Genomic DNA, 14,677 nt, shown 5'->3' with positions numbered 1-14,677 from the left:
CAGTTGGCGGGAAGCCGGCCTCCTGGCCGACCGTCGGGCTGAAGCCCGACCCACGGTGAGAAGCGGGAAGCCGGCTGAATCAGACGAACCCGACCCGACGCTCCGCGTGCCTCCCTTTACGCTATCAGCGTCAAGCGTCCGGCTTCGATCAGAGACACATCTTCACGTCCGGGTGCGCGGTGATCGCGCGATAGACGTCGTCGATCTGCTGTCTGGAGGTGGCGGTAAACGTGACGGTCAGGCCGACGAAGTTGCCCTTTCCACTGGCCCGCTCTTTCCAGGCCGATTCGGGCAGGCCGGGCACGACGCCGTCGACGGCCTGCTTGATGTCGTTGATGAAGGCATCGGTGGCCGGCCCCATGATCTTGATCGGGAATTCGCTGGGGAAGTCGATCAAGGTTTCGCGTTCGAGCGCCGCCTCGTCCTCGACCGTGGTGGGCTTGGCGTTGGGGTCGCAGGAGGTCAACTGCCCGTCGGGGCGGCCGTCGAGTGGGCCATTGCCTTTCGGGGAGGAATCGTCGGTCATTGCGAACTCCGTTGCGGATGTTTGAGTGCCTGGAAATGGTGATCGAGCCGCCGGGTGATCGGCCCCGCCCGACCGGCGTGCGCGCCCGATCCGACCGGCTCGCCGTCGATCTCGACTACCGGCCAGAGATCCTTGGTCGAGCTGGTCAGGAACACCTCGTCGGCCTCGCGCAGGGCGCTTACGGTAATGAAGGATTCCTCGGCCTCGATCAGCTGCTCGCGGTGCACCAGGTCGAGCAACAGCCCGCGGGTGATGCCGGCCAGCAGGCGCGGTCCGGTCGGCGCGGTTACCAGCCGACCGCCGATCACGGCGAACAGGTTGGTGGCGGCCCCTTCCATGACCAGCCCGTCGCGCACCAGCACCGCCTCGTCGCAGCCCTGCTCGGCGGCCTGTTGGCGCGCCATGGTGTTGGGCAACAGGTTGATGCTCTTGATGTCGCAACGCGCCCAGCGCGCATCGGGACACGTGATCACGCGCGCACCACCGGCGATCGAACCGATCGGCGACACCGTGGCCATGACGCCCGCCGGGACGTCATTCCCCGGCCAAGCATGGTCACGCTTTGCCGGGGCCCCGCGGGTGACCTGCAGGTAGATGGCCGCGTCGGGGGCATCGATGCCAGCCAGCAACCGATCGAAGATTGCCTGCCATTCGTCGCGCCCCAGCGGCTCGGCCATACCGATCGCCTCGAGGCTGCGCGACAGGCGCGCCATGTGTTCGTCCAACCCGAACAGCCGCCCGGCGAAGGCCGGGATCACCTCGTAGACGCCGTCGCCGAACAGGTAACCACGGTCGAACACCGATACGCGGGCCGTTTCGGTGTCGCACCACTCGCCGTTGAGGTAGACCGGCCGTGGCTGGCCCCTCATCAGTTGTCCCACCACAACCAGAAGCTGTCGGTGGCCTGCTTGACCAGACCACCTTCGGGGTTGTCCGCTAGGGCCACCACCGGTCGCTCGGCGATGGCCTGCTCACCGAGGCGCACCACCAGTGAGCCGACGGCATCACCCTCGTTCAGCGGGGCGACCAGCTCGCCATCGAGCTTGAGGCTGACGGCGAGCTGGTCACGCTGGTTCTTCGGCACCAGCACGGACAGATCCTGGCGCAGACCCACCGGGGTTTCGTCCGTCTCGCCCTTGTAGACGCGCGGGCTGGCCAGCGTCTCACCGCCCGAGCGCACGTCGACGGTCTCGAAGTGGCGAAAGCCGTAGTTGAGTAGCGCCTCGGCCTGGTTGTTGCGCGCCTCGTCACTGTCGGTGCCCAGCACCACCGCGATCAGGCGCATGCCATCGCGCGCACCGGACGTGGCAAGGCAATACCCCGCCGCCTCGGTATGACCGGTCTTGCCACCGTCGACCCATTCGTTGCGGAACAGCAGCTTCTCGCGGTTGTACTGCTTGATGCCGTTGTAGGTGTAGGACTTCTGGCGAAAGTACTGGTAGAGGTCCGGGTATTCGTGGATCAGGCGCGAGAGCAGAGTCGCGATGTCGCGCGCGGACATCAAATGCCCCTCGGCCGGCCAGCCGGTGGGATTCTCGAAGTGCGTCTCGGTCATGCCCAGGCGCTCGGCGGTGGCGTTCATCTGCGCGACGAACGAGTCCTCGTTGCCGCCGATGTACTCGGCCAGGGCGGTGGCGGCATCGTTACCCGACTGCACGATCATGCCCTGCAGCAATTCCTCGACCGATGCCTGCTTACCCACCTCGATGAACATGCGCGAGCCGCCCATGCGCCAGGCCTTTTCGCTGACGGTCACCTGATCGTCGAGGGCGATGTTGCCGCTCTGGATCGCCTGGAAGACGAGATAAGCGGTCATCAGCTTGGTGATGCTCGCCGGCGGCACGGCGCGGTCGGCATCGCGATCGACGATCACCTGTTCGGTACCGTAGTCCAGCAACACGTAGGACCGAGCCGACAGGTCGGGCGCCCCCGGCGTCGGCAGGGCGGCGTGAGACGCCGTCGCCATGAGGGAAAGCAGGGTCGTCGCCAGCAGGCCGGCAAGCCAGCCACGTCGCCATGTCGCGGACAAGGCATTGATCATTTCTTAACCACCATCGTTGTTTCTTGAAAGCCGAGCTCATAGAGGCGCTCGCGCACCGAATCGAACTCGTCGGCCGAGGCCAGCGGCCCGACCCGTACGCGGGTCCAGCCACCAGCCGACTGACTGACCGCGGACAGGCCAGCACGACGCAACCGCGCCCCGATCGCTTCGGCATTGTCCGCGTTGCGGAACGCGCCGATCTGGACGAAGACGTTCTCGCCCCAGCGCGCATTGGGCATCGGGCGGGGCCCGAGGTTCCGTGATTTGCCGGGATTCCTTGCCGGCGCGGCTGATCGGGCGGCGGTACGCGTGCCCTCCGACCCGATCACCTCGATCTCGACCGGCACGGTTCCCTTGCCGGTCATCTCGATCTTGTGTGCCGCGGCATAGGACAGGTCGATGATCCGCCCCTCGACGAACGGACCGCGATCGTTGACGCGCACCACCACGCTCTTGCCGTTGTCGAGATTGGTCACCCGAACGTAGGTCGGCAGGCGCAGCGACTTGTGTGCCGCGGTCATCTTGTACATGTCATAGGGCTCGCCCGACGAGGTCGGTCGCCCGTGAAACTTGTTGCCGTACCAGGAGGCAACACCGCGCTCGCGAAACCCGGCATTGCTCGCAAGCACCGTATAGCGCTTGCCCAGCACGGTGTAGTTATCGGGGTTGCCGCGGGTCGAGTAGGGTTCGTCGCGCGGCACGGCATCGCGGGTCGCGACCCGATCCGGCGAGGGACCGCTCGCGCAACCGGCCAGCAGCAGGGCGAACAATAAGACGACAATGGGGACGGCAGTCGCCGACCACGAAAACCCCGTCACGAACAACCGCTGCCCCGTCATGCCGGTTACCTCATTCGTCGCGATCGCCGACCGCCCCTTCAATGGCCTGGGCCAGCTGCCACACGGCCGTGGCGTAGAGCACGCTGTGATTGTACCGGGTGATGACATAGAAATTGTTCAGCCCCACCTGATAGGCCACCGCGTCACCATCGGTGAGGGTGAACAGCATCACCTCGAAGTCGTCGGGCACCGGCGCGTCATCGGGCACGGCCACGCCCCGCTCGCGCAGTTCGCCCAGCGTGGTCTTGGGCGCGAGATCCCGTGCCTGGTTGAGCAGGTCGTCGACCTCGGCATCATTGATGTCGACCTCGAACATCACCGGTTCGCCCTGCCCCCAACCGTGCTCGACGAAGTAGTTGGCCACGCTGGCGAAGACGTCATGGTGGCTGTCCCACAGGTCGCGGTGCCCGTCGCCGTCGCCGTCGACCGCGTAATGCCGGTAACTCGACGGGATGAACTGGGGCAGGCCCATCGCCCCGGCGTAGCTGCCCTCGGCCTTGTCCATCGAGATACCTTCCTCACCGGCCAGCCGGATGAAGTCGACCAGCTGGCCGCGGAAAAATTCCCCGCGGCGCGGGTAATCAAAGCCCAATGTCGCCAGCGCGTCGATCACCCGGTAGCCGCCAGTGATGCGCCCGTAGTAAGTTTCCACGCCGATGATCGCGGTGATCACGTAGGGCGAGACGCCGTAGGTCGAGGCGACCTCGTCGAGCAACTCGCCGTGCTCCTGCATGAACGCCGCGCCACGCTCGATGCGCTTGTCGGTGAGGAAGATGGGTCGATATTCGCCCCAGGTCTTGGACTCGGCCGGGCGGGTGATCGCATCGATGATCTTCTGCTGGTACTCGGCATCCCCCAGCCAGGCCTCGATCTGCTCGCGCGGAACGCCGGTCTCGCCGACCGCCTGGTCGATGAAGGCCTGCACCGGTTCGCGGTCGAGGTACTCGCCGGCCTGGGCGCTGCCAACGGCGAGGAAGGCGGCGGCCAGAACGCCTTGCGTGGCGCGGGTCAAAGCGTGTGTCATCAGCGGTTGTGCCCCAGGAAACTGCGTTGTGTGCGGATGCTCATCAGCATACCCAAACCCACCATGATGGTCACCAGCGCGGTGCCGCCATAACTCATCAACGGCAGGGGCGCACCGACCACCGGCAACAGCCCCAGCACCATGCCGGCATTGACCAGCACGTAGACCATGAAGGTCATCGAGATCGAGGCGGCCAGCAGGCGCCCCTCGACCGACTCGGCGTGCTCGGCGATCCACAGCCCGCGCCAGATGACGGCGAGATACAGCAGGAACAGCACCAGCAGCCCCATCAGACCGAACTCCTCGGCGTACACGGCGAGGATGAAGTCCGTGGTGCCCTCGGGCAGGAAGTCGAGATGCGACTGGGTGCCCTGCAGCCAGCCCTTGCCCCAGACGCCACCCGAGCCGATCGCGATCATCGACTGGATGGTGTGATAGCCGGCGCCCAGCGGGTCGCTGGTCGGGTCGAGCAGGGTCAGCACGCGCTCCTTCTGGTAGGCATGCATGACGAAGAACCACATCACCGGCATGGCGGCGATCACCAGGCCGACAAACGCGCCGAGGTACCACCAGGAAAGGCCAGCGAAGAACAGCACGAACAGGCCTGAGGCCATGATCAGCAGGGACGAGCCCAGATCCGGCTGGCCGGCGATCAGGACGGTGGGAATCCCGACCGCGAGCACCGCCACCAGCACGTCCAGCGGCCTTGGCGGCAGGGGGCGTCGGGCGAGAAACCAGGCAATCATCATCGGCATGGCGACCTTCATCAGCTCGGCCGGCTGGAAACGGATGACACCCAGGTCGAGCCAGCGCCGCGCGCCGCCGCCCATGTCACCGACCAGCCAGACGGCCACCAGCATCAGCGCCACCATGGCATAGAGCCAGGGCGCGACGGCGAAGAACCAGCGCTGCGGGATCTGGGCGATCAGCAGCATCAGGCCGAACCCCAACCCGAGGCGCACGATACTGCGTTCAACCCAGGCCTCGCTCTGCTCGGCGGCCGAATAGCCGGCCACCACGCCGATCATGGCAATCACCGCGACGAAGAACAGCAGGATGGGATCGAGCTTGAACACCGAGCGCAGCGTGGTGCCCAGCCGGTCGCCCCAGCGTGTCGGTTGCAGACGATCACTGGCCATGAATCAGTCCCCGTGCTCGGAAAATTCGGGCTGGACGTCGGCATCCGGCTCGACACCGAACCAGAAGTCCATCACCTGGCGCGCGATCGGCGCGGCGGTCCCCGACCCGCTGCCCCCGTGCTCGGCGATCACGGCCACCGACAGCTTGGGGTCATCAAAGGGGGCAAAGCCGACGAACAGCGCATGATCGTGCAGGCGACGCTCGAGCTCCTCGGCATCGTATTCCTCGTCCTGGGCCACCGAGAACACCTGGGCCGTGCCGGTCTTGCCCGCGATCGGATAAGGGGCCTCGATCTTGTGTGCCGTGCCGCGTTCGTGGCCGACCACGGCACGCATCGCCCCGCGCGCCCGCTGCCAATAATCATCGCTCGACAGCGTCAGGCGCGGCTGTGGCTCGCGATCATCGGCGACCAGCCACGGGACGTGACGCACGCCGGAGAGCGCAAGGGTGGACGTCATGTCGGCCAGTTGAAGCATCGTGGAGAGCATGTAGCCCTGGCCGATCCCGGCGATCACCGTCTCGCCGGGGAACCACACCTGCTGCTTGACCCGTTGCTTCCAGTCGCGCGAGGGCATCAGGCCGGCCGACTCGCCCGGCAGGTCGATGCCGGTCTCCTGCCCGATGCCGAACTCGGTCAGGAACGCGTGCATGCGATCGATGCCCATCCGAAACGCCAGGTCGTAGTAGTAGACATCGACCGAGCGAAACACGGATTCCTCGAAGTCCACCCAGCCGTGACCCCACTTACGCCAGTCCCGATAGCGATGGTCATTGCCCGGGATCTGGTAATACGGCCCGGCGAAGAAACGTTCGTCCGGATCGATCAGCCCGTACTCCATGCCGGCCAGCCCCATCACCGGCTTGATGGTCGAGCCTGGCGGGTAGGTGGCCCGCGTCGCCCGGTTGTAGAGCGGTCGGTCCGGGTCCTCGAGCAACTCGCGATAGGCCTTGTGGCTGATGCCGTCGACGAACAGGTTGGGGTCGAACGACGGCCGGGAAACCAGGGCACGAATCGCCCCGTCACGCGGATCCTGGGCGACCACGGCGCCGGCGTACTCCCCCAGGGCGGCGGCGGCCACGCCCTGTAGGCCGACATCGATGGTCAGGGCGATGTCCTTGCCCGGCACCGGACGTTGGGTGTCGAGCACCTTGACCTCGCGACCCAGCGCGTCGACCTCGACCACCCGGTAGCCCGGCTCGCCATGCAGACGATCCTCGTACTGGCGCTCGATGCCGGTCTTGCCGATGTACTGCGTGCCCTGGTAGGCGTCCGGATCGAGGCGCTTGACGTCCTCGGCGTTGATGCGCCCGACATAGCCGACCACGTGCGCCAGCAGTTCACGATAGGGGTAGACCCGCTTGAGGCTGGAGACGATCTCGGTGCCCGGCAGCCAGGGCTTGAGACGCGCGATCCGCGCCCGCTCGACCTCGTCGAGATCGGCCTTGACCAGCACCGGATCGAAGCGGCGACTGACCCGGATGCGCTCCTCGAGCGCCTCGACGGCGCGCGTGTCCAGCCCCAGCACGTCGGCCAGCATGGCCAGCTCGACGCCCACGTCCTGACTGTGCTCGGGCGTGATCTGCACCTGGTAGGTGGCGACATTGTCGGCCACCACTTCGCCCTGGGCATCGAAGATCCGCCCGCGTTCGGGCGGCACGACCACCAGGCGGGTGCGGTTCTTTTCCGCCTTGGCGAGGTAGTGATCGTGCTGGGCGATCTGCAGCCAGGCGGCGCGCCCCAGCAAGGTGAGGACGACGACGAGCGAGATCAGGGCCGCGAACAGGATCCGCTGGCGGAATACCCGCCGGGCCCGGCCATGGTCATGGAGACGATCTAGCATCGATTCGCTCGGGGCTCGCCGTTACTCGAGGTGGACCCGGGGCGCCATCACAATCGGCGCCATCGGGGAAAACAAGCGCGGCCGACAGGGAAGCACCCCGCCGGCCGCGTCAACTCAGTCATGTCGGACGCAAACCACGCTCCGACTCACACCGGATCACTGCTGCTCGTGGCGGGCGATCGAGTCCTCGATCTCCTTGCAGGCCGCGGCCTTGTCGGCAAAGCCCTTGCACTCGACCCACTTGCCCGGCTCGAGCGCCTTGTACTGCTCGAAGAAGTGCTGAATCTGCTCGAGCAGAAAGCCCGGCAGGTCCTCGACCTTCTTGACGTCGTGGTAGTGCGGGGTGAGCTTGTCGTGCGGCACGGCGATGATCTTGGCGTCGACGCCCGACTCGTCGGTCATCTCCAGCATGCCCACCGGGCGCGCACGGATCACCGAACCCGGCTGCAGCGGCAGCGGCGCGACCAGCATCACGTCGACCGGATCGCCATCGTCGGAGAGCGTCTGCGGGATGAACCCGTAGTTGGTCGGGTAGTACATCGAGGTCGCCATGAAGCGATCGACCAGCAGCGCGCCGGAATCCTTGTCCAGCTCGTACTTGACCGGAACGCCCTGCACCGGGATTTCGATAACGACATTGATGTCTTCCGGCGGGTTCTTGCCGGCGGGGATCTTGGACAGGTCCATGAAATCAGCCTCGATTGATTGCGTGTCGATTTGAACGAAGAAAAACGGTCGTTTCGTGGCAAGCGCGAGGCAAGCCGCGGTGTTTTCGTTATGATACCGTTTTTCGCCGGTCGACCGGAGTCCCGGTCTCGAATTCGGTCGGCAAAATCCACGGCAATCGCCACGGCTATCAAGATCTGGAAAACCATGCGAATCGTACTTTTGGGCGCCCCGGGGTCGGGCAAGGGCACACAGGCAGCGCGCCTGGTGGAACATTACAAGGTCCCGCAGATCTCGACCGGCGACCTGCTGCGCGCCGCCGTGGCGGAGGGCACCGAGCTCGGCCTCAAGGCCAAGGCCGCCATGGACGAGGGCCAACTGGTCAGCGATGACATCGTGCTCGGCATGATCCGCGAACGCCTGTCCCAACCGGACACCCAACGCGGCTTCATCCTCGACGGTTTCCCGCGCAATATCGCGCAGGCCGAGGCGCTCGACGAGATGCTCGAGGGCCTCGAGCGCCCGCTGGAGCTCGGCATCCTCATCGACGTGCCGCTCGACAAGCTGATGAAGCGCTTGACCGGGCGGATGACCTGCAAGGAATGTGGCGCGGTATTCAATCGCTTCACCAATCCGCCGGATGCCGACCACCAGTGTGACCACTGCGAGCACGAACTGGTTCAGCGCAACGACGACAACGAGGACACCGTGCGGCGTCGCCTGGAGGTCTTCCAGGAGCAGACCGCCCCGCTGGTCGAATACTACGAGCGCGACGGGCGCCTGGCCCGCGTCGACGGCGAGCGGGAAATCGAGCAGATCGCGACGGACTTCCGCACGATCCTCGACCCCATCGCCCCGTCGTCCGAGAGCTGAGCCCCACGCATGGAGTCAGGGAAGACGCGCAAACCACTGGCAATCGCCATCGCCGCCGCCCTCGGGGCCGGCGGGCTGGCTGCCAGCCAGTCGCTGCATTCGGCCGAGGCGCCCGGCACGGGTGAATTCGGCCTGTGTCCGGCCTTCGGACCGGAGCGCCCGGCCTACCAGCCACTGGCCGAGGGCGAGCCGGGCAAGGCCTCGGCCGACCGGGCCGAATACGGCACCGACGGCGTCGTCACCCTGATCGGCGATGCCATCGTCGACGAACCGGGACGGCGCGTGCGCGGCGAACGGCTGATCTACCGGCAGGGCCCCGAGGCCAGTGTCTCCGCCGAGGGCAATCTCTGGCTGCAGACCGGTGACATGGCGGTACAGGCCGAGCGCGGCGAGCTGAACCTCGACACGGACGCCGGTCGCCTAGAACGGGCGCATTACTGGCTGGAGAGCCAGCACCTGTCCGGCGTGGCCGAGACCATCGTCCAGCAGGATCGCCAGCACTATCGTCTCGGCCAGGCCACGTTCTCGACCTGCCCGACCGAAAAGCGCGATTGGGAATTCCAGGCCCGCGAGATCAGCCTCAACCGAGAGACGGGTCGGGGCGAGGCTTGGCACACCACCCTGCGCGCCGGCGGCGTGCCGGTGTTCTACGCGCCGTACCTCAACTTCCCGATCGATGACCGGCGCCAGTCGGGCCTGCTCTATCCGACCTTCGGCAACAGCACCGAGGGCGGCTTCGAGTACGCCCAGCCCTACTACTGGAACATCGCCCCCAATCTCGATGCCACGCTTACCCCGACCCTGCTGACCAAGCGGGGCCTGGGGCTGGGCGGGCAGGTGCGCTGGCTGCACCGGTTCGGTGAGCAGGACCTGGGGCGCGACCAGCTCGATTTCTTCTACCTGCCGGATGACCGAGTCGACGGCGGCTCGCGCTGGTCGCTGGGCCTGGACAGCAGCGGGCGGGTCAACCCGGAGCTCGACTACCGCGTCGACATCAATCGCGTCTCGGACGACCAGTTCTTCCAGGACTTCTCCACCAACCTGGATCAGTCGACCACCAGCCACCTGCGCAGCGACGTGCGCATCGACGCCCGCCCCGGCGGCGGCTGGAACCTCGGCCTGCAGGCCCAGCGCTACCAGACCATCAACCCGGACTTGACCGAGTACCAGTACCCGTACCGGATCATGCCGCGACTGACTGCCAGCAATCGTTTCGGCCTGGGCCAATGGGGCGAGCATGTCGCGCCCAGCCTGAGCGTGCGCGCCGACGTCACCCGCTTCGCCCACCCGTCGAGTGAGCGCATCGCCGGTGATCGCGCCCACGCGGCCATCGGGCTCGGCCAGACGTTTGCCGATACCTGGTACCGACTGCGCCCCGAGGTGATGCTCGACACCACCAGCTACCAGCTCGATGACGCCGACCCGGGCAGCATCGATGCCGGACGGGATTACGACACCAGCGCGACGCGGACCGTACCCATCTCCAGCCTGGATGGCAGCCTGTTCTTCGAGCGCGCCTACGGCGAGACCGGTCGCTACCGCGCCCTGCTCGAACCGCGGCTCTACTATCTCTACGTGCCGCATCGCGACCAGAGCGACATCCCGCTGTTCGACACCGGACCGACGACGCTTAGTTACAGTGAACTGTTCCGTGCCAACCGCTACTCCGGCGGCGACCGGGTGGCCGACGAGAACGCCTTGACCTACGGCCTGTCCTGGTCGTTGATCGACACGCAGCAGGGCACCGTGCCGCTCTCGCTACGTGCGGCCCAGCGTTATCGTTTCGAGGCTTCCGAAACGATGCTCCCGAACCGGCCGGAGACCTACAAGGACGCCGGCGGGTCGACCGTGCTCGCCGAGGTCTACAGCGACGTCACCCAGCACTGGAACGGCTCGTTCACCGCCGAGTACGACACCGACCGGGAAGTGATCGCCCGCTCGCAGACCCGCCTGGGCTACCGGGGCGAGGACAATCGCGTCCTGAACTTTTCCTGGTTCACCCGCGAGGGCATTACCGCGGATGACAACGACTACCGCCAGGGCGACGTCTCGTTTGCGTGGCCGCTCTCAAGGCGCTGGTCGATGCTCGGTCGCGTCGGCTACGACTTCGACTCCGAGCAGGTGGTCCAGTCGTTGCTCGGCGTGGGCTACGAGTCCTGCTGCTGGTCGGCGCGCCTGGCCTTCAAGCGCTACATCGTCCGCCCGGACGTCGGCGCCGACCTGGGCGATGATGCCGAGTACTCCAACGCCGTGGTCTTCCAGATCGAGCTCAAGGGGCTCGGCGGCATCGGCGGCAACCAGTTCCGCGACGACATTCTCGGCTTCGATCCCTGAGGAAGGTCGGCACGAATGCCATGCCGCTCTGCGTGCCTTGAGCCGCAATGCACCGCCAGGCATCGGCCCGTCCCGGTCGAATGCGTTATGATCGCCCGAGCCCGGAACCGCCACCCCGGAGTGGCTACTGACTTTCAACGCCGCAACCGCGAGTAGATCCATGCCCGTTTCGCACGCCCCGACACACCGCCACGCGCGTCGACCGCTGGCCGTGCTGGCCACCTTGCTGCTCACCGCCACCTCGATGACCCTGACCACCTCGCCGGTCGCCGCCCAGGCCACCGGCGGCTCGTCAGTCCAGCAGAACCCCGGCATGAGTGGCTTCCAGCCACTGGACCGCATCGTGGCCGTGGTCGACGATCGCGTCATCACGCAACGGGAACTGCAAGCCGAGGTGGCCCAGCTGGGCAGCCAAGTGGATCTCGCCAACATGAGTCCGGCCGACCAGCAGCGACTCGGCGAGCGGGTGCTCGACCGCATGATCACCGAGGCGACCATGCTCGAGCGAGCCGACAAGATCGGCATCCAGATCGACGACACCCGCCTCAACCAGGCGCTCAACGGCATCGCGCAGCGCAACGGCATGAACCTATCCCAGCTGCGCGACGCCGTCGTCGGCCAGGGCCAGGACTGGGCCGAGTTCCGCGACGGCATCCGCGAGCAGATGCTCCTCGAGGAGTTGCAAAAGCGCGAGGTCTACAGCCAGATCAACGTCTCCGATCGCGACATCGATACCTACATCGAGCAGCGCACCGGCAATTCGGCCGAGCAGACCGAGTACCGCCTGGCGCAGATCCTGGTCTCCGTGCCGGAGAACGCCTCGCCCGAGGCGATCGAAGCGGCCGAGGCGCGTGCTCGTGACATTCGCAACGAGCTGGTCGACGGCGCCGATTTCGCGCGCGTATCGGCCGAACGGTCGGATGCCCTCAATGCCGACGAGGGCGGCAGCCTGGGCTGGCGTGATCCGGCGCGCATCCCGTCGTTGTTCCTGCCCGTCGTCCAGGGCATGGAGGCCGGCGAGGTCAGCGACATCATCCGCAGCCCGAACGGCTTTCACATCGTGAAGGTGAGCGACACTCGCACCACCACCGGTAGCGCGGCCGTGACGCAGTACCGGGCCGAGCACGTGCTGCTGCGTCCCCGCGAGGATCGCGACCCGGCCGCGACCCGCGAGCTGGCCGAACAGCTGCGCGCGCAGGTCGCCAGCGGCGATGCCACGCTCGCCTCGATCGCACGCGAGTTCTCCGACGATCCGGGCTCGGCACAGCGCGGCGGGGATCTCGGCTGGGTCAACCCCGAAGACATGGTGCCGGCCTTTGCCAATGCGCTCGAATCGGCCCGGATCGGGCAATTGAGCCCGGTGTTCGAAAGCCAGTTCGGTTTCCATTTCCTGCGGGTCAACGACCAGCGCCGCCAGGAGGTTTCCGGCGAGAACCTGCGCGAGCAGGCACGCAACGCCATTGGCGAGCGTCGCGCGGACGAGGAGCTGACCAAGTACATCCGCCGCCTGCGCTCGGAGGCCTATATCGAGAACCGCCTGACCGGCACCGTCAACGACGCCAGTGGCCAGCGTGCGCTTGGTCGTCAGTAGCGGCGAACCGGCCGGCATTGGCCCGGACCTGCTGCTCGCACTCGCCGCCGACCCGGCCTTCACGCCCCCGGGCGAGTTGGTTGTCCTGGGCGACCGGGACGTGTTCGCGGCACGCGCCGACTCCCTGGGTCTACCGTTCGACTGGCCGGCAGCGGATGACTCCACGTCAGCCGCATCCGGCTTTCGCTTCCATCACCTGGCCGCAGCAAACCCGGTCACGCCCGGCCGGCTCGACCCGGGCAACGCGCGCCACGTGCTCGCCATGCTCGATCATGCCAGCGAGGGCTGCCGTGACGGCCGCTACGCCGCGATGGTCACCGCCCCCCTGCACAAGGGGGTGATCAACGACGCCGGCATCCCGTTTACCGGGCACACCGAATATCTCGCCGAACGGGTCGGCGGCACGCCGGTCATGATGCTGGCGGCCGACACCCTGCGCGTGGCACTGGCCACCACCCACCTGCCCCTGGCCAAGGTACCGGCCGCGATCACTGGCGACACCCTCACCACGGTGCTCGAGACGTTGCATGCCGCGCTGGTCGATTGGCTGGGCAAGCCGCAACCGCGCATCCTGGTTGCCGGGCTCAATCCGCACGCCGGGGAATCGGGCCACCTGGGCGACGAGGAAATCCGTGTGATCGGGCCGACGCTCGAGGCCATGCGCGAGCGCGGCATTCAGGCAATCGGACCTTTGCCGGCCGACACGCTGTTCACGCCCCGCCACCTCGACGGCGCCGATGCCGTACTGGCGATGTACCACGACCAGGGCCTGCCGGTGCTCAAGTACGCCGGCTTCGGCCGCGCGGTTAACGTTACCCTCGGCCTACCGATCGTGCGCACCTCCGTCGACCACGGCACCGCCCTGGACCTGGCTGGCACCGGGCGCGCCGAGCACGGCTCGCTGGCCGCGGCGATCGCGCTGGCCGCCGAGATCACTCAGCGGGCAGCGGCCTGATCATGGCGTCCTCGAGCAACCCCGCCAAGGGCATCCAGGACGGCCACCGAGCGCGCAAGCGCTTCGGCCAGAACTTCCTGGTGGACTACGGCGTGATCGACCGCATCCTCGGCGCGACCCCGGGCGACGGCCCCGTTATCGAAATCGGACCGGGGCTGGGGGCACTCACCGTGCCACTGGCCCAGCGCGGCAATCGCGTGATCGCGATCGAACTCGACCGCGACGTGATCCGGCATCTGCGCATCAAGCTCGACGCCGAGGGCGTCGGCCGACAGGTCGAGCTGGTGCCCCAGGATGCCCTGCGACTGGATCTGGCCGCGCTGGCCGAGGCCCACGGACTCACGCCGCCACTGACGCTGGTCGGCAATCTGCCCTACAACATCGCCACGGCCCTCATCACCCGACTGCTGGCCCAGCGCGGGCAAATCAGCGAGATGGTGTTCATGGTGCAGCGCGAAGTCGGCAACCGCCTGGCCGCCGCACCCGGCGATTCGACCTACGGGCGACTGAGCGTGCTCACCGCCATGCACGCCAAGGTCGAACACCTGTTCGATGTCCCGCCCGAGGCCTTCAATCCGCCACCGAAGGTCGACTCGAGCGTCATCCGCCTCACGCCTCGCTCCGAGCCGCTGGTGCCGCCTGCCGAGCAGGCCGGTTTCGAGCGCCTGGTCACCGCCGCCTTCGCCCAGCGTCGCAAGACCCTGCGCAACAACTTGAAACCCCTCATGCCAGCGTCAACAATTGAGGCGTCGGGTATCGACCCGTCGCTACGCGCTCAGGCACTGGATATCCCCGCGTTCCTGACGCTGGCCCGGCGGCTCGACCCCAGCAACTGACCGGCCGCCGG

The 14,677-nt window shown here is 66.9% G+C and carries 13 protein-coding genes; 5 read left to right on the top strand and 8 right to left on the bottom strand.

The genetic code is table 11. The features are described 5' to 3' along the window. Positions 1–148: 148 nt before the first annotated feature. The 8 genes from SR882_RS02580 to ppa all read right to left on the bottom strand — a co-directional run bounded on the left by SR882_RS02580 (position 149) and on the right by ppa (position 8,098). Positions 149–526 (bottom strand): YbeD family protein, encoded by a 378-nt coding sequence (locus SR882_RS02580; RefSeq protein ID WP_322521795.1) that lies wholly within the window; start codon positions 524–526, stop codon positions 149–151. After that, positions 523–1,395: an aminotransferase class IV gene (locus SR882_RS02575; RefSeq protein WP_322521794.1), complete on the bottom strand. Its 873-nt coding sequence runs from the start codon at positions 1,393–1,395 to the stop codon at positions 523–525. Before SR882_RS02575 ends, SR882_RS02580 begins: the two co-directional genes overlap by 4 nt. Continuing rightward, entirely contained in the window at positions 1,395–2,567 is a 1,173-nt protein-coding gene (locus SR882_RS02570; RefSeq protein ID WP_322521793.1) for a D-alanyl-D-alanine carboxypeptidase family protein, read from the bottom strand. The genes SR882_RS02575 and SR882_RS02570 overlap by 1 nt, the downstream gene beginning before the upstream one ends. Beyond that, complete coding sequence (locus SR882_RS02565; protein ID WP_322521792.1) at positions 2,564–3,406, bottom strand: septal ring lytic transglycosylase RlpA family protein; 843 nt, start codon at positions 3,404–3,406, stop codon at positions 2,564–2,566. The genes SR882_RS02570 and SR882_RS02565 overlap by 4 nt, the downstream gene beginning before the upstream one ends. Positions 3,407–3,416: 10 nt before the next feature. Then, positions 3,417–4,430 carry a lytic murein transglycosylase B gene (gene mltB / locus SR882_RS02560; RefSeq protein ID WP_322521791.1) on the bottom strand — a complete coding sequence of 338 codons (1,014 nt, stop codon included), beginning with the start codon at positions 4,428–4,430 and terminating at the stop codon, positions 3,417–3,419. Further along, positions 4,430–5,569: a rod shape-determining protein RodA gene (gene rodA, locus SR882_RS02555; RefSeq protein ID WP_322521790.1), complete on the bottom strand. Its 1,140-nt coding sequence runs from the start codon at positions 5,567–5,569 to the stop codon at positions 4,430–4,432. Before rodA ends, mltB begins: the two co-directional genes overlap by 1 nt. Positions 5,570–5,572: 3 nt before the next feature. After that, entirely contained in the window at positions 5,573–7,411 is a 1,839-nt protein-coding gene (gene mrdA / locus SR882_RS02550; protein ID WP_322521789.1) for a penicillin-binding protein 2, read from the bottom strand. A 156-nt stretch (positions 7,412–7,567) separates the two neighbouring features. Further along, positions 7,568–8,098 (bottom strand): inorganic diphosphatase, encoded by a 531-nt coding sequence (ppa, locus tag SR882_RS02545; RefSeq protein WP_322521788.1) that lies wholly within the window; start codon positions 8,096–8,098, stop codon positions 7,568–7,570. A 186-nt stretch (positions 8,099–8,284) separates the two neighbouring features. Here ppa and SR882_RS02540 point away from each other — a divergent pair, with 186 nt between their 5' ends. From SR882_RS02540 to rsmA, 5 genes are all read left to right on the top strand, one after another. Continuing rightward, a complete protein-coding gene (locus SR882_RS02540; protein ID WP_322521787.1) occupies positions 8,285–8,950 on the top strand; it encodes an adenylate kinase in 666 nt (221 codons plus the stop codon). A 9-nt stretch (positions 8,951–8,959) separates the two neighbouring features. Further along, complete coding sequence (locus SR882_RS02535) at positions 8,960–11,284, top strand: LPS-assembly protein LptD (protein WP_322521786.1); 2,325 nt, start codon at positions 8,960–8,962, stop codon at positions 11,282–11,284. 160 nt (positions 11,285–11,444) lie between these two features. Next, a complete protein-coding gene (locus SR882_RS02530) occupies positions 11,445–12,875 on the top strand; it encodes a peptidylprolyl isomerase (RefSeq protein ID WP_322521785.1) in 1,431 nt (476 codons plus the stop codon). Beyond that, on the top strand, positions 12,856–13,830 hold the full coding sequence (pdxA, locus tag SR882_RS02525; RefSeq protein WP_407653334.1) for a 4-hydroxythreonine-4-phosphate dehydrogenase PdxA: 975 nt from the start codon (positions 12,856–12,858) through the stop codon (positions 13,828–13,830). The genes SR882_RS02530 and pdxA overlap by 20 nt, the downstream gene beginning before the upstream one ends. 2 nt (positions 13,831–13,832) lie before the next feature. Beyond that, positions 13,833–14,666, top strand: a complete 834-nt coding sequence (gene rsmA / locus SR882_RS02520; protein WP_322521783.1) for a 16S rRNA (adenine(1518)-N(6)/adenine(1519)-N(6))-dimethyltransferase RsmA — start codon at positions 13,833–13,835, stop codon at positions 14,664–14,666. Positions 14,667–14,677: the final 11 nt, after the last annotated feature.

The sequence above is a fragment of the Guyparkeria halophila genome (assembly GCF_034479635.1).
Classification (GTDB): Bacteria; Pseudomonadota; Gammaproteobacteria; order Halothiobacillales; family Halothiobacillaceae; genus Guyparkeria; species Guyparkeria halophila.
The sequence above is the reverse complement of the archived record's forward strand: the minus strand, read 5'-3'. Positions and strand labels throughout refer to the sequence as shown.

Bases quoted from the DNA above. Each gene is read 5' to 3' on its own strand.
- SR882_RS02580 (WP_322521795.1), bottom strand. From the start codon at position 526: ATGACCGACGATTCCTCCCCGAAAGGCAATGGCCCACTCGACGGCCGC.
- SR882_RS02575 (WP_322521794.1), bottom strand. From the start codon at position 1,395: ATGAGGGGCCAGCCACGGCCGGTCTACCTCAACGGCGAGTGGTGCGAC.
- SR882_RS02570 (WP_322521793.1), bottom strand. From the start codon at position 2,567: ATGATCAATGCCTTGTCCGCGACATGGCGACGTGGCTGGCTTGCCGGC.
- SR882_RS02565 (WP_322521792.1), bottom strand. From the start codon at position 3,406: ATGACGGGGCAGCGGTTGTTCGTGACGGGGTTTTCGTGGTCGGCGACT.
- mltB (WP_322521791.1), bottom strand. From the start codon at position 4,430: ATGACACACGCTTTGACCCGCGCCACGCAAGGCGTTCTGGCCGCCGCC.
- rodA (WP_322521790.1), bottom strand. From the start codon at position 5,569: ATGGCCAGTGATCGTCTGCAACCGACACGCTGGGGCGACCGGCTGGGC.
- mrdA (WP_322521789.1), bottom strand. From the start codon at position 7,411: ATGCTAGATCGTCTCCATGACCATGGCCGGGCCCGGCGGGTATTCCGC.
- ppa (WP_322521788.1), bottom strand. From the start codon at position 8,098: ATGGACCTGTCCAAGATCCCCGCCGGCAAGAACCCGCCGGAAGACATC.
- SR882_RS02540 (WP_322521787.1), top strand. From the start codon at position 8,285: ATGCGAATCGTACTTTTGGGCGCCCCGGGGTCGGGCAAGGGCACACAG.
- SR882_RS02535 (WP_322521786.1), top strand. From the start codon at position 8,960: ATGGAGTCAGGGAAGACGCGCAAACCACTGGCAATCGCCATCGCCGCC.
- SR882_RS02530 (WP_322521785.1), top strand. From the start codon at position 11,445: ATGCCCGTTTCGCACGCCCCGACACACCGCCACGCGCGTCGACCGCTG.
- rsmA (WP_322521783.1), top strand. From the start codon at position 13,833: ATGGCGTCCTCGAGCAACCCCGCCAAGGGCATCCAGGACGGCCACCGA.